The sequence below is a fragment of the Candidatus Thiopontia autotrophica genome, from assembly GCF_982804495.1.
The window spans coordinates 34689-37919 of record NZ_CEYDPX010000017.1; the positions used below are offsets into that span (position 1 = coordinate 34689).

The window sequence follows — 3231 nt, forward strand, 5'->3', positions numbered from 1 at the left end:
CGGCACCTCTGACACCCCCAATCCAAACTTTGCCACCGTCCCCCTCCCCCCTGGACCATGAACCCCAATTCCGTGCGCATCATCCACCATCAGTGTAGCGCCACCACATCGACACTCTCCGGCAACCCCCGGCAGTGGTGCAATATCACCATCCATACTGAATACCCCATCGGTCACCACCAGGGTACACCCCTTATGCGGCTCCGACACCCTACGCTCCAGGGCAGTGATATCGGCATGGGTATAGCGCAATAGTTTTGCCCCACTTAGCCTTGCCCCATCAAGCAGGGAGGCGTGATTCAGGCGGTCATGAATTGTTCTGTCGTTGCGTCCCAGCAGGGCCTGATGGATACCCAGATTAGCCATATAGCCTGACGAAAAGAGCAGCACCCTGGGGTAACCCAGAAAGTCTGCCAACTCCTCCTCCAGCGCATGGTGGGCAGCTGTGTGGCCGGTTACAAGGTGGGCCGCCCCACTTCCTGCCCCCCAACGATAGAGCCCCTGCTGAAACGCCTCCACTATCTCTGGATGGTTGGCCAAACCCAGATAGTCGTTGCTGCTGAAGGAGAGATAACGTTTACCATCAACCTCAATCTCCACCCCTTGAGGTGAATCAACCACTCGCCTTTGACGATAGAGTGACTGCTCCATGCGCACATCAAGCTGCTGCTGTAGTTGGTGGTCAATACCCATATTTAGAATGGAGGCTACCCCAACACCACCTCCTCCCCAGCCGTAGCCTCCAGCCCCAACTTTGCAAATAGTGAGGCATCACTCTCCTCACCCGCATTTGGTGTAGTTAACAGCTGCTCCCCTGAGAAGATGGAGTTGGCGCCCGCCGCAAAACAGAGCGCCTGCAGCTCATCGCTCATCAACTCCCTCCCTGCCGAGAGCCGTACCCACGACTTCGGCATCACTATGCGGGCCACACATATGGTGCGGACAAACTCCAGTGGCTCAAGCTCCTCCAGCCCCTCCATCTCATCCAGCGGGGTTCCGGAGACCCGTACCAGACGGTTGATCGGCACACTATCCGGCTGCCTGGGAAGGTTGGCCAGGGTTGCCAACAGCCCGGCACGATCCTGCCTGGACTCACCCATCCCCACAATCCCGCCACTGCATACATTGAGACCGGCATCGCGTACATATTCCAGGGTATCAAGCCTGTCCTGATATGTTCGGGTAGTGATCACCTCGCCATAATAGGCCTCCGAGGTATCCAGGTTATGGTTATAGTAATCAAGCCCCGCCTTCTTCAACTTCTCAGCCTGCCTCTGGGTCAGCATTCCCAGAGTCATGCAGGTCTCCATCCCCAGCGCCTTGACCCCACTCACCATGGTGAGCAGTCGCTCCATATCCTTCCCCCTGGGATTGCGCCAAGCCGCCCCCATACAGAAGCGGGATGAGCCTGAGCGTTTTGCCTCCTCTGCAGCTCTTAGAACCTCTTCTACCTCCGCAAGTTTTTCACGCTCCAGCTCGCTGTCGTTGCGTGCACTCTGTGAACAGTACTTGCAATCCTCCGAGCAACCGCCTGTCTTGATGCTCATCAGGGTGCTGACCTGCACCCTGTTTGGATCAAAGGTCTCACGATGAATGGTCTGAGCCTTGAACAGCAGATCATTAAAAGGGAGGTCAAATAGCGCCTCCACCTCACTTAACTGCCAACTGTTACGAACCTCTGAATTTGAACTCATTATCTGCCTCCGAGGAGAGAAAAAGTTCTCTACCATAAATATGAGTAGTTACACTATGAGAATGAAAAATAATCCTACTCTCTAACACTTTGCTGTCAACCATATATGTTTGAAAAAGTTTACAGACAACTGCGCAAACTTACTCCCCCTGAACCCTGCGCCATATGCGGCATCCCGAGTCATGGTGATGTTGCGCTGTGCAACTCTTGCAGAGAGAGACTGCCTACTCTAAGCAGCGCCCCTTTCGAGCTTCAGAGCCGCAATCAGTGGGACAAGATTATCATCCCCTATCGCTATAGCGAGCCGTTGGCCCCGTTGATCCAACAGCTGAAGTTTGACCACAAACTTAACTATGCCAGACTATTTGGTTCACTGATGATGGAGCAGCTTCAAAAGGATATGGCTGTACCACCGGATCTGATACTACCTATTCCACTCCACCCCAGACGGCTACGCCAGCGTGGCTTCAACCAGGCCCTTGAGATAATCCGTAACCCTGCCAAAGAGCTTGGCATTCCGCTTGATATAACAAGTTGTCTCAGAAGAAAACATACAGAACCACAACTTTCCCTGAACGCCGCAAAGAGGAGGCACAACCTGGAAGATGCCTTCCACATAACCACCCCTCTAAATGGTGCCACCGTTGCCATCTTTGATGATGTGATAACCACCGGCAGCACCATGAGAGCTGTCACCCATGCCCTGAAAAGTGGCGGGGCTGGCAAGATTCAGATCTGGGCACTCGCCTATACTCCGCCCCACGGGTAAACTACCAGCTTCATGGAAGATATCACCGAGATCATTGAGCCTCTGAACGAGGCCCAGCGCAAGGCAGTTACCACAGAGTCGAGAAATAGCCTGATACTAGCTGGTGCCGGAAGCGGCAAGACCAGGGTACTGGTTCATCGCATCGCCTGGCTGATTCGTGCAGAACAGATATCGCCATGGTCAATCCTCGCCGTCACCTTTACCAACAAGGCGGCAAAGGAGATGAAGGGACGCATTGAGTCCCTGTTAGATATGCCGGCCGGTAACCTCTGGGTTGGGACCTTTCATGGACTGGCCCACCGCCTACTCCGCAGCCACTGGCACGAGGCTGATCTACCGCAGAATTTCCAGATTCTTGACAGCGAGGATCAGCTACGTCTGATCCGTCGCCTACTCAAGGAGATGAACCTGAATGATGAGCGCTGGCCACCAAAACAGGCGCAGTGGTTTATCAATGAGCAGAAAGACAAGGGGATCCGTTCCCACCAGATAGATCCCGGCCATGACCACTGGCTCAGACAGATGGCAGAGATATATATGGCTTATGAGGCAGCCTGTCAGCGCAGTGGACTGGTAGACTTTGCAGAGATCCTGCTGCGGGCACATGAGATGTGGCTCAACAACCCAGAGCTTCTGGCCCACTATCGCAACCGCTTCAGCCATATTCTGGTAGACGAGTTTCAGGACACCAACACGATTCAGTATGCCTGGATAAGGCTATTGGCTGGTGAACATGGATCCACTTTTGTGGTCGGAGACGATGATCAAT

Annotated in this window: 4 protein-coding genes; 2 read left to right on the forward strand and 2 right to left on the reverse strand. The window is 54.0% G+C overall.

What is annotated here, in order from left to right:
• Both AC3ZFK_RS06275 and bioB read right to left on the reverse strand, forming a co-directional pair.
• Window positions 1-693, reverse strand: a 693-nt coding sequence (locus AC3ZFK_RS06275) for an aminotransferase class I/II-fold pyridoxal phosphate-dependent enzyme (RefSeq protein WP_489433749.1), incomplete at its 3' end; no start/stop codon positions are given.
• Between the two features lie 14 nt (window positions 694-707).
• Window positions 708-1694 (reverse strand): biotin synthase BioB, encoded by a 987-nt coding sequence (bioB, locus tag AC3ZFK_RS06280; RefSeq protein WP_487506934.1) that lies wholly within the window; start codon window positions 1692-1694, stop codon window positions 708-710.
• 105 nt (window positions 1695-1799) lie between these two features.
• On the opposite strand from bioB, the gene AC3ZFK_RS06285 reads away from it, so the two are divergent.
• Both AC3ZFK_RS06285 and AC3ZFK_RS06290 read left to right on the forward strand, forming a co-directional pair.
• A complete protein-coding gene (locus AC3ZFK_RS06285) occupies window positions 1800-2462 on the forward strand; it encodes a ComF family protein (protein ID WP_487541435.1) in 663 nt (220 codons plus the stop codon).
• A gap of 12 nt (window positions 2463-2474) precedes the next feature.
• On the forward strand, window positions 2475-3231 hold a 757-nt coding region (locus AC3ZFK_RS06290), incomplete at its 3' end, for a UvrD-helicase domain-containing protein (RefSeq protein ID WP_489433750.1).

What these genes read in the sequence shown, in the direction of transcription:
- bioB (WP_487506934.1), bottom strand. Translation starts at nt 1,694, where the DNA reads ATGAGTTCAAATTCAGAGGTTCGTAACAGTTGGCAGTTAAGTGAGGTG.
- AC3ZFK_RS06285 (WP_487541435.1), top strand. Translation starts at nt 1,800, where the DNA reads ATGTTTGAAAAAGTTTACAGACAACTGCGCAAACTTACTCCCCCTGAA.